Genomic DNA, 13,742 nt, shown 5'->3' on the forward strand with positions numbered 1-13,742 from the left:
GCCCCGGGGTCTCAGCGGGCGACGCTGCGCGTCACCGTGAACCTCGGGTCCCGGCCCTCCTGCGTCGTGGGTCCGACCGCGCGCTCGAGCGCGGGCCGGTAGCGCAGGTGCGAGTTGTACACGGTCCACAGCTCGCCGCCGGGCCGCAGCACGCGGCCCGCGGCCGCGAACATGCGGTGCGCCGCGTCGGTGCTCAGGGCGGCGCCCTGGTGGAAGGGCGGGTTGCACAGCACGACGTCGGCGCTGCGGTCCGCGAGCGAGGACCCGACGTCGTCGCGCACCACCCGGACCCGGTCGCCCACGCCGCCCGCGGCCGCGGTGGCGCGGGCCGAGCGGACGGCCGCCTCGGACTGGTCGGTCGCGACGACCACGGCGTCCGGACGTGCGCGCGCGAAGGACACGGCGAGGAGGCCCGTGCCGCAGCCCAGGTCCACGGCGTCGCGCGCTCCCGGTGAGACCCGGTCGAGGAAACCCAGCAGGAAGCGCGTCCCGAGGTCGAGGCTCGCGCCCGCGAACGCCGCGCCGTACGCGACCACGTCGAGGTCGAGCTCGGCCAGGTGCTCCGTGACCGGGTAGGTGAGGTCGGTGCCGGGCCGGGGACCCCGGGCCACGAGCACGCGCGACTTCTGCCGGGCGAGGCTCGCCCGCACATCCGTGAAGGACTCGGCCAGGACGTCGTTCATGGCCGTCGTCATGTGCTTGATCCGGCCTCCCGCGAGCAGGACCACGTCGGGGGCCGCGAAACGCGCGACGTGCTCCGCGACGTCGCGCAGAGCCGCGAGCGAGCGCGGGAGCTGGAGCAGCACGACGCGCGCGCCACGCAGCAGGTCCTCGCCCAGCGGCAGGTGCGTGAACGTGGCGTCCAGCCCCTGGAAGGCACGGCGTGCGGCCTCCCGTGCGTTCCGGTCGAGCGCGACCTCGCCCGTGAACGCGTCCTGGTGCACGCGCACGCCCGTCAGACCGTGCGCCACAGCAGCGCCCAATGTCAGCGCCCCGAACCGGTCGTCGATCACCACGACCTCGCCCGGCCCGGCGCTCGCGAGGGCGCTCGCGGCCTCGTCGAGCAGCAGGCGGTCGGTCGCGTCGACCGCGACGAGCGTCGGGTCGGCGTCGCGCGTGGCGCTGCCGGTGCGGTGCTCAGGGCCGGAGGGGGCGTCGGGCGAGAAGCGCTCGAGCCCGGCGAGAAGGAGATCCCGGGCAGCGATCGACGGGTCGGTCGATGCGTGGGGGTGGGCGGCGTCGTCGGGCAGGGGAACGTCGCTGGAAGAAGGGGGCACGGGACAAGTCTGCCCTGCCCGTGCGCTCCCGGTGCGGCGCCCGGTCACCGCAGGTGGGTGGCAGCCGCCTCGCGCACGGCCGCTGCCACGCGGTCGAGCGTGGGGGAGTGCAGGCGCCACTGCTGCCAGTACTGCGGCACGGTCAGGCTCGCGGCGTCGTCGAACCCGACCAGCCGCCCGGCGGCCTCGGCGTCGTGGCTCTGGAGGTCCGGGAGCATGCCCCAGCCCATGCCGAGCTCGACCGCTCGCAGGAACTCGTGCGAGGCCGGGACGTGATGACGAGGGCCACCGGGTCGGCGCCCGAGGTAGCGGTCCTGGAGGTCGTCCTTGCGGTCGAAGACGAGCACGGGCGCGACGGCGAGGGCCGCCGCCGTGGGACCGCCCGGGAACCACCGCTCGACGAACGCGGGGCTCGCCAGGGGGCGGTAGCGCATGCGGCCGAGGGGGGTCGAGCGGCAGCCCGGCACGGCGACCGAGACCGACGTGATCGCCGCGACGGCCGTCCCGTCGCGCAGCAGGTCGATCGAGTGGTCCTGGTCCTCGCGCAGGATCTCCAGGCGCGCCCACGCGGACGCCTCGGCGAGCACGGGCAGCGCCCACGTGGTCAGGGCGTCGCCCGTGATGACGAGCGTGAGCTCGGGGGTGCTGCCCGAGGTCAGGTCGAGCTCGGCCAGGACCTCCGCGTGCTGGAGCGCCAGGTGGCGTGCGTGCCGGACGAGCACCTCGCCCGGGCCGGTCAGTGTCGCGGGCCGGCCCCGACGCACGAGGACCTGGCCCACGGCCGTCTCGAGCGCGCGCATGCGCTGGCTGACCGCCGACGGGGTCACGCCGAGGTGCTGGGCGGCCGCGTCGAACGTGCCCGTGGTCGCGATCGCGTCGAGCGCACGGAGCTGGTCGGGCTGAAGATCCACCATGAGCAGATCTTATGGTTCGACAGAATCAGTCGCTGGACTGTCGAATCTCTCGTGCCTACCGTCGAGGGCGTGACCTCCCTCGCTCCTCTCCTCGCCGGCCTCGGCACCGGACTGTCCCTCATCGTCGCGATCGGCTCGCAGAACGCGTTCGTGCTGCGCCAGGGCCTGCGCCGCGAGCACGTCCTGCCCGTGGTGCTGGTGTGCGCGCTCTCGGACCTCGTGCTCGTCGCGGCCGGGGTCGCGGGCCTGGGGGTCCTGGTCGCACGCGCCCCCGTGCTGCTCGCGGTCGTCACCTGGGGTGGCGCCGCATTCCTCCTGGTCCTGGCCGTGCAGGCGGCCCGGCGCGCGCTGCGCCCCGCGACCCTCGAAGCAGCCGAGGGGGGCCTGCGGACATCGGTGGGCGCCGCCGTCGGGACGGCCCTGGCCCTGACGTGGCTCAACCCGCACGTCTACCTCGACACGGTCCTGCTGCTCGGGTCCGTCGCGGCCGGGTACGGCCACGACGGGCGCTGGGTCTTCGGCGTCGGGGCGGGGATCGCGAGCATCGTGTGGTTCACGGCGCTCGGCTTCGGGGCACGCGTGCTCGCACCGGTCTTCGCGCGCCCGGTCGCGTGGCGCGTGCTCGACGGCGTGATCGCGCTCGTCATGGCGGTGCTCGCGGTGATGCTCGTGGTCAGGTGACGCGAGCTTCGCGCCGCCTCTGGCACGCTGGGCCCGTGGACGAACAGACCGCCGTGACCCCGGCCCGCGTGACCGTCACCTACTGCACCCAGTGCAACTGGATGCTGCGCGCCGCCTGGCTCGCGCAGGAGCTCCTGACGACCTTCGGCACGAGGCTCACCGAGGTCGCCCTGGTGCCCGGCACGGGCGGGATCTTCCAGGTCCACGTGGGCGACGAGCTCGTGTGGGACCGCAAGGAGCGCAAGGGCTTCCCCGAGGTCCCCGTCCTCAAGCGGATCGTGCGCGACCGCGTCGCCCCCGGCCTCTCGCTCGGCCACACCGACCGTGTCGGCGGCGCCTCCTAGCATCGGCTGCGCGGGCGGCTTCGTCGGACGAGCTCTCGCGGGGTGCCCGGGCGCCACGGTGCGCCGGGGGAGCGCCGGGACGCCAGGTGGCCCGGCGGTTGCGTGGCGCCCCACCGGGCGCCACGCGGCCTCACTCGGCCGACGGCGCCTTCTGCTCGGCCTCGCGGTTGGCGCGGGCGACCTTCTTGGCCTTCTTGAGGTCGCGCGCCTTGACCCGCTCCTCCTCGGCACGGACCTCGGCCTGGATCTCGCGCTCGCGCACGAGCCACGTCGGCGGGTCCTCGCGGAGCTCGTTGATCTGCTCGGTGGTCAGTGCTTCCTCGACGCCACCGCGCGCGAGGCCGGCGATCGAGACGTTCAGGCGACCGGCGACGACGGGTCGCGGGTGAGGGCCGTTGCGTCGCAGGTCGACGAGCCACTCGGGCGGGTTGGTCTCGAGCTCTTCGAGCCGACCGCGCGTGATGGTCCCCTCCTGGAACTCCGGGGGAGTGGCGGGAAGGTACACCCCGAGCTTCTTCGCCGCGGTCGCGGGCTTCATGGTCTGGGAGGAGTGCGGGGTGCTCATGGTCCCAGGGTATCGGTCCCGGCCCCGTTTCCTTGTCCTGGGGCGGCTAGGGTTGTGGGGTGGAAGAGACTGCGCGCAGCGCTGAGCACGACGCCGACCAGCCGGCCGAGGACGTCACCGACGCGCAGACCCCCGGGTTCCGCCTCGCGTACGTCCCGGGCGTGACGCCCTCGAAGTGGGTGCGGACGTGGATCGACCGGGTACCCGACGTGCGCCTGGAGGCGCTCGCCGTCCCGGCTTCGCAGGTCGAGGCACTCCTGCACGACGGCGGGGCGGACGTCGCGATCCTGCGCCGCCCCGTGCGCAGCGAGGGGCTGAGCCACATCGCGATGTACACCGAGGTGCCGGTCGTCGTGGTCCCGCGCGACCACGTGTTCGCGGCTCTCGAGAGTGACGAAGCGCTCACCGTGGCGGACCTCGCGGACGAGGTCGTGCTGCACCCGCTCGACGACGTGCTGGGCTGGGCCGAGGGCGCCACGGCCGCTGACGGCTCGTCGAGCAGCCAGGCGTCCGGCGACCCGACACCTCCCGTCCTGCCCGGCAAGCCTGCCCTGGAGCGCCCCGCGACGACGGCCGACGCGATCGAGCTCGTCGCGGCGGGGATCGGGCTGCTCGTCGTGCCGCAGTCCCTCGCACGCCTGCACCACCGCAAGGACCTGACGTACCGGACCCTCGACGGGGGGCCCGAGGCGCCGGTCGCGCTCGGCTGGGTGACCGAGGAGAAGTCGGACCTCGTCGAGGAGTTCATCGGGATCGTGCGCGGCCGCACGGCCAACAGCTCGCGCGGCGTCGCGGGCCCCACCCCGCCCACGCCCGAGGCGAGCAAGAAGGGGGACGGGCGCTCGCCGTCGGGCGCCAAGGGCTCGAAGGGCGCCAAGACCGCGAGCGCGGCGCGCAGCGGCGCCAAGCAGGCGCCACGGGCCGGCAAGAAGTCGGGCAAGTCGGTCGCGAAGCGGCTCGGGAAGTCGCAGTCGATGAAGGGCCGCAAGAAGGGCCGTTGATCCTTCATCCTTGACTTATATAAGCCACAGATGAATCATCGACGGATGGAAGCGTTCGACGTCCTCGGCGACCCCGTCCGGCGACGGATCCTCGAGCTGCTGTCCGGCGGCGAGACGTCCGCCGGAGACCTCGCAGCCGTGATCCGCGCCGAGTTCGGGATCAGCCAGCCCGCGGTCTCCCAGCACCTCAGGGTGCTGCGCGAGAACGGGTTCGCGACCGTCCAGGCGGCCGGCACCCGCAGGCTCTACGCCCTGGACCCCGGCGCGCTCGACGAGGTCGACGACTGGCTCGACGGCCTCCGACAGCTCTGGGACCAGCGCCTCGACGCGCTCGGCACCGAGCTCGCCCGCGGACGCCGCGCCCGCCGTCGGGCCGTCGCGTCCCCGGACGCTTCCCGCACCGCCCCGGCCGCGGACCCGCGACCGGTCCCCGCGAAGGAGGCCACGAGATGACGTTCGACCTGAGCACCGAGATCGACAAGGCCCGCCGCACCGTCGGCGAGCGCGACGACGCCCGCGTCGTGCTGCTGAGCCGCACCTACGACGCCCCGGTCGAGGACGTCTGGGAGGCGTGCACCGACGCCGAGCGCATCGCCCGGTGGTTCCTGCCCGTGACCGGCGAGCTGCGCCTGGGCGGGCGCTACCAGCTCCAGGGCAACGCGGGCGGCGAGGTGCGCGAGTGCGAACCGCCGCACCGGTTCCTCGTGACCTGGGGCATGAGCGAGGACGACCGGAGCACGGTCGAGCTCCGCCTCGCGCCCGCCGACGACGGGGCCACCGAGCTCACGCTCGAGCACGTCGCGGTCGTGCCGCCCGAGTTCTGGGACCAGTTCGGCCCCGGGGCCGTCGGCGTCGGCTGGGACCTCGCGCTCGTCGGGCTCGCCGCGCACGTCGCGGGCGTCGACCTGGGCGACCCGGCCACGCTCGAGACGAGCCCCGAGATGCGTGCGCTCCAGACCGCGAGCGCCCAGCTCTGGCGCGGCGCGCACGAGGCGTCGGGCGTAGACCCCGCGGCGGCCGAGGCCGCAGCCGCCGCGACCACCGCGTTCTACGTCCCGCCGCTCGACGGGGACGCGACGCCGGCGGGGTGACGTCGGGCCGGTGTGACGTCGAGCGGGCGTGGGGCGACCCGGGCCGCTGCCGTGCGTGGGGACGGGCCGTGCCGTCCGTCGGGCGGGCGTGGGGGCGACCCGCGCTGCGGGCGCCTCAGCGCCCGCCCGTGACGAACACGTCGAACAGCTCGGGGTGGTGCGCGTGCACCAGGACCGCGAACACGATCGCGTCGAACAGCAGGTGCACGCAGACCACGTACGTGAGCGACTTGGTGCGCGCGAAGATCCAGCCCTGCACGAGAGCGAACGGGATCGTCAGGAGCGGCCCCCAGCTCCGGTAGCCCAGCTCCCACAGGAACGACACGAACACCGCCGCCTGCAGGACGTTCGCGGGCCACAGCGCGAAGTGGCGGCGTAACAGCGCGAACACGACGCACACGAAGAACAGCTCGTCCCAGATCCCCACGGCGTTGACGCCCACGAAGAGGCGCGCGATCTCCTGCGGCGTCTCGATCGGCGGCCAGTTCTGGTACGAGCCCGACCCGATGAAGTACGCGGGCAGGATCAGGTAGCCCGCGACGAGCACGACCAGCAGGTACACGATCTGGGTGCGGTTCCAGCGCCTGCCCGTGCGGACCGGGAACCGGATCGCGTCGTCGCGGTACACGTAGCGCGAGACGGCCCACGGGACCAGCACCGCGAGCGAGAGCACGACGGCGAAGCGCGCGATCCCCGCGTCGCTCAGGTCCGCGGCGAGCGGGATCGTGCTGATGATGCCCATGCCGAGCGCGATGAGCAGCAGGTCGCGCCCGAGCAGACGATCGACGAGCAGGCCGAGCAGGACGCCCGCGACGAGCGGGACGTACCCGAGCGGGCGGACGTGCACCGCGAACAGCAGGACCGCCGACCCGCACACGAGTGCTGCGGCGAGGAGGCGGGCGGCGGTGGCGGTGGCTCGGAGGGTGTCGGGCGTCGCGGCGGTGCGGGCGTCGGTCACACGACCCACGATGCCACGGGCAGGGACGTGAAGGCGGGGTGTGGGCCGGGAGGGGGACGGCGGGAGGTGTCCGGGTCCGACCGCGGTCTGATGTTCATCGGCCGTTCACCTCCGTACCATTCCGGGGTGAAGTCCCCCAGATCCCCCCTGCTCCTGGCCCTGCTCTGGCTGCTCGCTGCCGCGGTCCTCGTGCCGTCGCTGCTGCTCCTGCGCGGGCCCAGCACCGAGCTCTACCTCGCCGTGACGGCGAGGACCGCCGACCTGCCGGGGGTCGAGCTGGTCGCCGAGGTCGGTGTGATCGTGCTCGCCCTGCTGTGGCTGCTCGCCGCGTGGCAGGCGCGCGGCGCCGGGCTCGTGGCCGTCGCGACAGCGGTCGTGGGAGGCGCCGGGGCCGTGGTCGCGTACGCGACGTCCGAGGTCGCCAAGACGATCGTCCAGCAGCCCCGCGGGTGCTGGGACCTCATCGAGATCGCGCACTGCCCCGCCGCGGGGGACTGGTCGTTCCCGAGCAACCACACGACCATCGCGTTCGCGCTCGCGACGTCGGTGGTGCTCACGGCGCTCGCCACGGGTCGCCCGCGAGTCTCGCTCGGCACGACGACGGCGCTCCGGTTCCCGCATGCCCGTCGCCTCCCGCCGCACCGGGTCATGGTCGTCGCGCCCGTGGTCCTCGCGGTCGTCACGGGGGCGGCGCGTCTGGTGCAGGGGGTCCACTTCCCGCACGACGTCGTCGCCGGAGCGACGGTCGGTGTGTGCGTCGTGGTCGCACTCGTCCTGGCGCTGCGCGCACCGGCCGCTGCGGCGCTCGGGGTGCTGTGCCGCAACGAGGTCGTGGGCAGGGTGCTGCTCACGCCGGAGGTGCGGGCCGAGAGCGAGGAGCGGGCCCTGGTCCGGCGCTGAGGGCGACGCGCCTGGGCGCCGGAGGTGACCCAGGCGCCCGCCGACGGTGTCACCCCTCGGCGCACGTGCGTCGCCGCGCAGCGCCCGGACGTGCCCAGGCGCTGCGCGAGCAGACAGTTTGTTCGAGTTGCTGACATTTGTGCGCATCGCTACTTTGTCACCCGCGGCGCCAGCCGTTCACAAGGATTGTTCAACGATGAGCAAAATGGGGGCTCACATGTTTGGCAAGAGAACTGTCTCCGGCATGCGCCGTGGAGCCGCGATGATCGCGGCCGGGCTCGTGGGCGCGGTCGTCGCGACCGCAGCCGCAGTGCCGGCGACCGCCGTCGAGGTGCCCGCTGCGGCACCGCTCACGGTCGCCACCGCGGCGCCCGCGAACCCGTGCGCCGCGACGTGGAGCGAGACCAGCGCGTACCAGGGCGGGGCCACGGTCTCGCACCACGGCCGCAACTTCACGGCGAAGTGGTGGACGCAGCGCGAGAACCCCGGTGCCACGACCGTCTGGGCTGACAAGGGGGCCTGTCAGGGGGGAACGTCCGACTTCGTGATCAGCGAGGCCGAGTTCGACGCGATCTTCCCGAAGCGCAACGCGTTCTACACCTACCAGGGCCTCGTCGACGCCCTGGCCGCGTACCCGAAGTTCGCCAACACGGGGACCGAGACGACCCGTACGCAGGAGGCGGCGGCGTTCCTCACCCATGCCGACTTCGAGTCGGTGGGCCTGCGGTACGTCAAGGAGATCAACGAGGCGAACTACTGGATCAAGTGCGACTACTCGCAGCCGTTCGGCTGCCCCGCGGGCCAGAAGGCGTACTACGGGCGCGGCCCGATCATGTTCAGCTGGAACTTCAACTACAAGGCGGCCGGTGACGCGCTCGGCATCGACCTGCTCAACAACCCGTGGCTCGTCGAGCAGGACCCGTCGATCGCCTGGCAGACGGCCCTCTGGTACTGGAACACGCAGAACGGTCCGGGCGTCATGACGTCGCACGAGGCGATGATCGGCGGCGCAGGGTTCGGCCAGACGATCAACTCGCTCAACGGGGCGCTCGAGTGCAACGGCGGCAACCCGGCGTCGGTCCAGAGCCGGGTCGACCGCTACCAGAAGATCACGGCGATCCTGGGCGTCGCGCCGGGCTCGGGCCTGATCTGCTGAGCTGCGGAGTCCACCTCGCCGAGAAGTGAGCAGGTGCCCCTGATCCGACCGGATCAGGGGCACCTGCTCACTTCTCGACGGAGGCCGCTCGGGGCGGCTCAGGGCTGCGTCACGCCGCGTCGGGGAACGGGATCCCCGTCGTCGCGTGGCAGCGGTACCCGTTGGGGTTCTTGTCGAGGTACTGCTGGTGGTAGTCCTCGGCGTAGTAGAACGTGCGGCCCTCGGCCGGGGCGACCTCGGTGGTGATCGGGTCGAGCCCGCGCGCGGTCAGCACCTTCTGGTAGCGCTGCTGGGTCTCACGGACCGCGGCCTCCTGCTCGGGCGTCGTCCAGTAGACCGCCGAGCGGTACTGGGTGCCGACGTCGTTGCCCTGCCGGTAGCCCTGCGTGGGGTCGTGGCGCTCCCAGAAGATCTTGAGCAGCTCCTCCTCGCTCACGACCGACGGGTCGTAGGCCACGAGCGCGGTCTCGGTGTGGCCCGTGCGCGCGGTGCAGACCTCCTCGTACGTGGGGTTGGGCGTGGTGCCGCCCATGTAGCCGACGGCGGTCGAGACGACTCCCGGCACCTGCCAGAAGATCTCCTCGGCGCCCCAGAAGCAGCCCATCGCGAGGTACAGCACGCGCGTGCCCTCGGGCCACGGGCCGGTGATCGACGTCCCGAGCACGGTGTGCGGGCGGGCGGCGGGGAGCACGGGCTGGTCCCGCCCGGCGAGCGCCTTCTCGGGCGCGACCATCTGGGTCTTCATCGAGGACCCGAACAACGACTCGAACATCTTTACCTCCACCTGTAGCCGACACCTGGGCAACACCTCGCCCTCGTCCCGTGTTCCCCGGGACGGACCGACCCGTCCCGCGGGGAGGGAGCGTCGAGCGCGTCGGCAGCCCGCCGCGCGCCGTTCAACCTCCCGTCCCGCGCAGAACGTCCACATCCGCTCTGCGAGAACCGTCGTGTTCCGCAGGAACGCGCGGCCCCCGGGCACGTAGGCTCACAGGATGAGCAGCGCGAGCACTCCCTCCCACCCCGACTGGTCGAGCACCGGCTTCGCGACCCGCGCCATCCACGCGGGACAGGACCCGGACGAGACGACGGGCGCCGTCGTCCCCCCGATCTACCAGGTCTCCACCTACAAGCAGGACGGCGTCGGCGGTCTGCGCGGGGGGTACGAGTACTCCCGCTCCGCGAACCCGACCCGCACGGCGCTCGAGGAGGCGCTCGGCGCCGTCGAGACGCCTGCGGGAGCCGAGCAGGCGCGCGGCTTCGCCTTCTCCTCGGGCCTCGCCGCGGAGGACACGCTCCTGCGCGCGACGCTGCGCCCGGGCGACCACGTCCTGGTGCCCGACGACGCGTACGGCGGCACGTACCGTCTCGTCGCCCGGGTGTTCGGGCCGTGGGGCATCGAGCACACGGCCGTGGACCTCACGGACCTCGACGCGGTGCGGGCCGCGGTCCAGCCGGGCCGCACCCGGGTGCTGTGGGTCGAGACCCCGACCAACCCGCTGCTCGGCATCAGCGACATCGCCGCGCTCGCGGAGATCGCGCACGAGCACGGCGCGACCCTCGTGGTCGACAACACGTTCGCGACGCCCTACCTGCAGCAGCCCATCGCCCTGGGCGCCGACGTCGTGGTGCACTCGACGACCAAGTACATCGGTGGGCACAGCGACGTCGTCGGGGGAGCACTCGTCGTGGCCGACGGCGCGGAGCTCCCGGGCGACCTCGTCTCGCCCGCGGGGACGCGCGGCCTGGCCGACGCGGTCGGCTTCCACCAGAACTCGTCCGGCGCGGTCGCGGGGCCGTTCGACGCGTGGCTCACGCTGCGTGGCCTCAAGACGCTCGCGGTGCGCATGGACCGGCACTCGGCCAACGCCGCGGCGGTCGCCGAGTTCCTCGCGTCGCACCCCGCGGTGACCGAGGTCGTCTACCCGGGCCTCGCGTCGCACGCCGGGCACGAGCTCGCGAAGCGCCAGATGCGCGGCTTCGGTGGCATGGTGTCGTTCCGGGTGGGGAGCGAGGAGAAGGCGCTCGCGGTCTGCGCGGGCACACAGGTGTTCACGCTCGCGGAGTCCCTCGGCGGGGTCGAGTCGTTGATCGAGCACCCGGGGCGCATGACGCACGCGTCGGTCGCGGGCTCGGCGCTCGAGGTCCCCGACGACCTGGTGCGGCTGTCGGTCGGCATCGAGGACGCGGCGGACCTGATCGCGGACCTCGCGCGGGCCCTCGCGTGAGCACGGCTGCGCGCAAGGGACGCGCCGCCAAGGCGCCCGTCGACGCTCAGGGCCCGACGACGTCGCGCGCCACCGCGGGAGCGGTCGCCACGGCCGTGGCCGGGAGGGGCGCGGCGGCCGTGACGGCACGCGCAGGGAAGCCGCACGGTGCCGACGCGGTTCCGCCCTCGATCCAGACCGCCGCGGCCTGGTCGTGGCGTCTGCTCCTGATCGGGGCGCTCGTCACGGCGAGCCTGTACGTCACGGCGCTCTTCAAGGTCATCGTCGTCCCGGTCGCGATCGCGCTGCTCCTGACGGTCCTGCTGACGCCAGTGCGCCGGTTCCTCGAGAGCCGGCTGCGCTTCTCGCGCGGGCTGTCGTCGATCTCGGCGCTGCTGGGGCTCCTGCTGGTCGTCGGCGGTCTCATCACGGTCGCGGGCAGCACGATCGTCAGCGGGATCTCGGAGCTCCGGGAGAAGGCGATCGACGGCTTCAACGAGTTCATGGACTGGCTCCAGGCCGGGCCGTTCGGGATCGGTGTCGAGCAGGTCGACGGCTACCTCAAGGAGCTCGAGAAGTTCATCAGCTCGAGCCAGGACAGCATCGTGTCCGGCGCGCTGGGCGCGGCGACGACCGTGGGCCACGTGGCCGCGGGCGCCGTGATCGCGCTGTTCTGCACGTTCTTCTTCCTGCTCGACGGCCGGACCATCTGGTCCTGGTGCGTGGGCCTGTTCCCGGCGCGCTCGCGCGACACGATCCACCAGGCGGGGCGTCGCGGCATCGTCACGCTGTCCGCCTACACGCGGACCCAGATCCTCGTGGCGCTCGTCGACGCGGTCGGTATCGGTGTCGGTGCGGCGTTCTTCGTGCCGTCGCTCGCGCTGCCCCTCGGCATCCTGGTGTTCGTCGGTTCGTTCATCCCGATCGTGGGTGCGGTCGTGACGGGGGCCGTCGCGGTGCTCGTGGTCCTGGTCGCGAACGGGTGGGTCGCGGCGCTCATCATGCTGGGCATCGTGCTCGCGGTCCAGCAGATCGAGAGCCACGCGCTCCAGCCGTTCCTCATGGGCCACGCGGTCTCGCTGCACCCGGTCGCGGTGCTGCTCGTGGTCGCGGCGGGCGGGTTCGCGGCGGGCATCGTCGGCGCGCTGTTCGCGGTGCCGCTCGCCGCCCTGATCAACACCGTGGTCCTGTACTTCAACGGGCACGACAAGTTCCCCGACCTCGGCACCGACGACACCCTCGTGATCCGCGGCAAGCCCGCGCTCCCGGTCATGGTCCGGCGTGCCGAGGAGGACCTCGCCGACGACGAGAAGGCGCCCGCGCCCGCGCGCCCCGCCGGGCGCAGGGCCACGCGCCGTGGGGGAGCGCCGTCGTCGGGCAGCGGGACGAGCGCGGGCGGGGACGCGTGAGCCTCGCTCGACCCGACGTGACGCTCGACAGCATCCGCGACGCCGCCCGCATGCTCGACGGCGTCGCCTACCGCACCCCGGTCCAGACGAGCCGCGCGATCAGCCAGGTCGTGGGCGTGCCCGTGGTGCTCAAGTGCGAGAACCTCCAGCGCGCCGGGTCGTTCAAGATCCGCGGAGCGTACATCCGTATGGCGCGGCTCTCGGCCGAGGAGAAGGCGCGCGGCGTCGTCGCGGCCAGCGCCGGGAACCACGCCCAGGGGGTCGCGTTCGCGGCGGGCCTGCTCGGGATCCAGGCCGTCGTCTACATGCCGGTCGACGCCGCGCTGCCCAAGGTCGCCGCGACCCGCGAGTACGGGGCCGAGGTGCGCCTGGTGGGCGTCGACGTCGACGAGACGCTCGCGGCCGCCAAGGCCGAGGCCGAGCGCACGGGCGCGGTGTTCATCCACCCGTTCGACCACCCCGACGTCGTCGCGGGCCAGGGCACGATCGCGCTCGAGATCCTCGAGCAGGTGCCCGACGTCCGCACGGTCGTCATGCCGCTCGGCGGCGGTGGGCTGGTCGCGGGGGTCGCGGCGGCCATGGCCGAGGTCGCGCCGCACGTCAAGGTCGTGGGGGTCCAGGCCGCGCGCGCGGCGGCCTACCCGGGCTCGCTCGCTGCAGGCGTCCCGACGACGTCGCTCGCCCGCTCGACCATGGCCGACGGCATCGCGGTGGGCACCCCGGGCCCGGTGCCGTTCTCGATCGTGTCCGCGCTCGGTGCCGAGGTCCGCACCGTGACCGAGGACGAGCTCTCACGCGCGCTCCTGATGATCACCGAGCGGGCCAAGCTCGTCGTCGAGCCGGCGGGGGCCGCGGGGGTCGCGGCGCTGCTCGCCGACCCGACCGGGTGGGAGGGCCCGGTCGTGGTGATCCTGTCCGGGGGCAACATCGACCCCCTGGTGCTGCTGCGGGTGCTGCGGCACGGGCTCGCGGCCGCGGGCCGGTACATGCAGATGCAGGTGCTGCTCGACGACCGGCCCGGTGCTCTGGCACAGATGCTCGACGTCATCGCGGGCGTCGGCGGCTCGATCATGCACATCGACCACGACCGCACCGACGTGCACCTCGCGATCGGTGAGGCGTGGGTACGCATGCAGGTCGAGACCAAGGGGCAGGAGCACTGCGAGGCGCTCGTCGCGCAGCTCCGCGGCGCGGGGTACCGGGTCCTGACGGGCTGAGGAGACTGCTCGTCGCAGGAGTCGG

At 73.3% G+C, this 13,742-nt stretch carries 15 protein-coding genes; 10 read left to right on the forward strand and 5 right to left on the reverse strand.

Features of this window, described 5'->3' with window-relative positions:
• Window positions 1–11 precede the first annotated feature (11 nt).
• Window positions 12–1,277, reverse strand: coding sequence for a class I SAM-dependent methyltransferase (locus JOD49_RS16180; protein ID WP_372441328.1), 1,266 nt, complete (start codon window positions 1,275–1,277; stop codon window positions 12–14).
• Between the two features lie 44 nt (window positions 1,278–1,321).
• Window positions 1,322–2,191: a LysR family transcriptional regulator ArgP gene (locus tag JOD49_RS16185; protein WP_205308082.1), complete on the reverse strand. Its 870-nt coding sequence runs from the start codon at window positions 2,189–2,191 to the stop codon at window positions 1,322–1,324.
• A gap of 69 nt (window positions 2,192–2,260) precedes the next feature.
• Between JOD49_RS16185 and JOD49_RS16190 the strand changes: the two genes are divergently transcribed.
• Both JOD49_RS16190 and JOD49_RS16195 read left to right on the forward strand, forming a co-directional pair.
• Complete coding sequence (locus JOD49_RS16190; RefSeq protein ID WP_205308083.1) at window positions 2,261–2,872, forward strand: LysE/ArgO family amino acid transporter; 612 nt, start codon at window positions 2,261–2,263, stop codon at window positions 2,870–2,872.
• 35 nt (window positions 2,873–2,907) lie between these two features.
• Window positions 2,908–3,216: an Rdx family protein gene (locus JOD49_RS16195; protein ID WP_307822586.1), complete on the forward strand. Its 309-nt coding sequence runs from the start codon at window positions 2,908–2,910 to the stop codon at window positions 3,214–3,216.
• 130 nt (window positions 3,217–3,346) lie between these two features.
• Here JOD49_RS16195 and JOD49_RS16200 read toward each other — a convergent pair whose 3' ends face one another.
• Window positions 3,347–3,781 carry a DUF5997 family protein gene (locus JOD49_RS16200; RefSeq protein ID WP_205308084.1) on the reverse strand — a complete coding sequence of 145 codons (435 nt, stop codon included), beginning with the start codon at window positions 3,779–3,781 and terminating at the stop codon, window positions 3,347–3,349.
• Window positions 3,782–3,840: 59 nt separating this feature from the next.
• Here JOD49_RS16200 and JOD49_RS16205 point away from each other — a divergent pair, with 59 nt between their 5' ends.
• The 3 genes from JOD49_RS16205 to JOD49_RS16215 are packed head-to-tail and all read left to right on the forward strand — an operon-like array spanning window position 3,841 to window position 5,873.
• The gene (locus tag JOD49_RS16205) at window positions 3,841–4,782 is read left to right on the forward strand and encodes a LysR family substrate-binding domain-containing protein (protein WP_205308085.1); all 942 of its coding nucleotides are present in this window, start codon (window positions 3,841–3,843) and stop codon (window positions 4,780–4,782) included.
• Between the two features lie 45 nt (window positions 4,783–4,827).
• Entirely contained in the window at window positions 4,828–5,235 is a 408-nt protein-coding gene (locus JOD49_RS16210; protein ID WP_205308086.1) for an ArsR/SmtB family transcription factor, read from the forward strand.
• Window positions 5,232–5,873 (forward strand): SRPBCC family protein, encoded by a 642-nt coding sequence (locus JOD49_RS16215; protein ID WP_205308087.1) that lies wholly within the window; start codon window positions 5,232–5,234, stop codon window positions 5,871–5,873. The genes JOD49_RS16210 and JOD49_RS16215 overlap by 4 nt, the downstream gene beginning before the upstream one ends.
• Before the next feature lie 115 nt (window positions 5,874–5,988).
• Here the strand turns inward: JOD49_RS16215 and JOD49_RS16220 are convergent, their stop codons facing one another.
• Window positions 5,989–6,831 (reverse strand): CPBP family glutamic-type intramembrane protease, encoded by an 843-nt coding sequence (locus JOD49_RS16220; RefSeq protein WP_307822587.1) that lies wholly within the window; start codon window positions 6,829–6,831, stop codon window positions 5,989–5,991.
• A 126-nt stretch (window positions 6,832–6,957) separates the two neighbouring features.
• Between JOD49_RS16220 and JOD49_RS16225 the strand changes: the two genes are divergently transcribed.
• Together JOD49_RS16225 and JOD49_RS16230 are read left to right on the forward strand one after the other, a co-directional pair.
• Window positions 6,958–7,731 carry a phosphatase PAP2 family protein gene (locus tag JOD49_RS16225; RefSeq protein WP_205308089.1) on the forward strand — a complete coding sequence of 258 codons (774 nt, stop codon included), beginning with the start codon at window positions 6,958–6,960 and terminating at the stop codon, window positions 7,729–7,731.
• Window positions 7,732–7,975: 244 nt separating this feature from the next.
• Window positions 7,976–8,887: a glycoside hydrolase family 19 protein gene (locus tag JOD49_RS16230; protein WP_239525239.1), complete on the forward strand. Its 912-nt coding sequence runs from the start codon at window positions 7,976–7,978 to the stop codon at window positions 8,885–8,887.
• A gap of 109 nt (window positions 8,888–8,996) precedes the next feature.
• Here the strand turns inward: JOD49_RS16230 and msrA are convergent, their stop codons facing one another.
• The gene (gene msrA / locus JOD49_RS16235; RefSeq protein ID WP_205308090.1) at window positions 8,997–9,659 is read right to left on the reverse strand and encodes a peptide-methionine (S)-S-oxide reductase MsrA; all 663 of its coding nucleotides are present in this window, start codon (window positions 9,657–9,659) and stop codon (window positions 8,997–8,999) included.
• 220 nt (window positions 9,660–9,879) lie between these two features.
• Here msrA and JOD49_RS16240 point away from each other — a divergent pair, with 220 nt between their 5' ends.
• The 3 genes from JOD49_RS16240 (at window position 9,880) to ilvA (ending at window position 13,717) form a co-directional block, all read left to right on the forward strand.
• A complete protein-coding gene (locus JOD49_RS16240) occupies window positions 9,880–11,112 on the forward strand; it encodes a cystathionine gamma-synthase (protein ID WP_205308091.1) in 1,233 nt (410 codons plus the stop codon).
• 119 nt (window positions 11,113–11,231) lie between these two features.
• Entirely contained in the window at window positions 11,232–12,500 is a 1,269-nt protein-coding gene (locus JOD49_RS16245) for an AI-2E family transporter (protein ID WP_205309043.1), read from the forward strand.
• Window positions 12,501–12,550: 50 nt separating this feature from the next.
• Window positions 12,551–13,717, forward strand: coding sequence for a threonine ammonia-lyase (gene ilvA, locus JOD49_RS16250; RefSeq protein ID WP_205309044.1), 1,167 nt, complete (start codon window positions 12,551–12,553; stop codon window positions 13,715–13,717).
• The last annotated feature ends 25 nt before the right edge of the window (window positions 13,718–13,742 follow it).

The organism is Oerskovia jenensis, from assembly GCF_016907235.1.
Taxonomy (GTDB): Bacteria; Actinomycetota; Actinomycetes; order Actinomycetales; family Cellulomonadaceae; genus Oerskovia; species Oerskovia jenensis.

What these genes read in the sequence shown, in the direction of transcription:
- JOD49_RS16215 (WP_205308087.1), top strand. Translation starts at nt 5,232, where the DNA reads ATGACGTTCGACCTGAGCACCGAGATCGACAAGGCCCGCCGCACCGTC.
- msrA (WP_205308090.1), bottom strand. Translation starts at nt 9,659, where the DNA reads ATGTTCGAGTCGTTGTTCGGGTCCTCGATGAAGACCCAGATGGTCGCG.
- JOD49_RS16230 (WP_239525239.1), top strand. Translation starts at nt 7,976, where the DNA reads ATGCGCCGTGGAGCCGCGATGATCGCGGCCGGGCTCGTGGGCGCGGTC.
- JOD49_RS16200 (WP_205308084.1), bottom strand. Translation starts at nt 3,781, where the DNA reads ATGAGCACCCCGCACTCCTCCCAGACCATGAAGCCCGCGACCGCGGCG.
- ilvA (WP_205309044.1), top strand. Translation starts at nt 12,551, where the DNA reads ATGCTCGACGGCGTCGCCTACCGCACCCCGGTCCAGACGAGCCGCGCG.
- JOD49_RS16240 (WP_205308091.1), top strand. Translation starts at nt 9,880, where the DNA reads ATGAGCAGCGCGAGCACTCCCTCCCACCCCGACTGGTCGAGCACCGGC.
- JOD49_RS16185 (WP_205308082.1), bottom strand. Translation starts at nt 2,191, where the DNA reads ATGGTGGATCTTCAGCCCGACCAGCTCCGTGCGCTCGACGCGATCGCG.
- JOD49_RS16210 (WP_205308086.1), top strand. Translation starts at nt 4,828, where the DNA reads ATGGAAGCGTTCGACGTCCTCGGCGACCCCGTCCGGCGACGGATCCTC.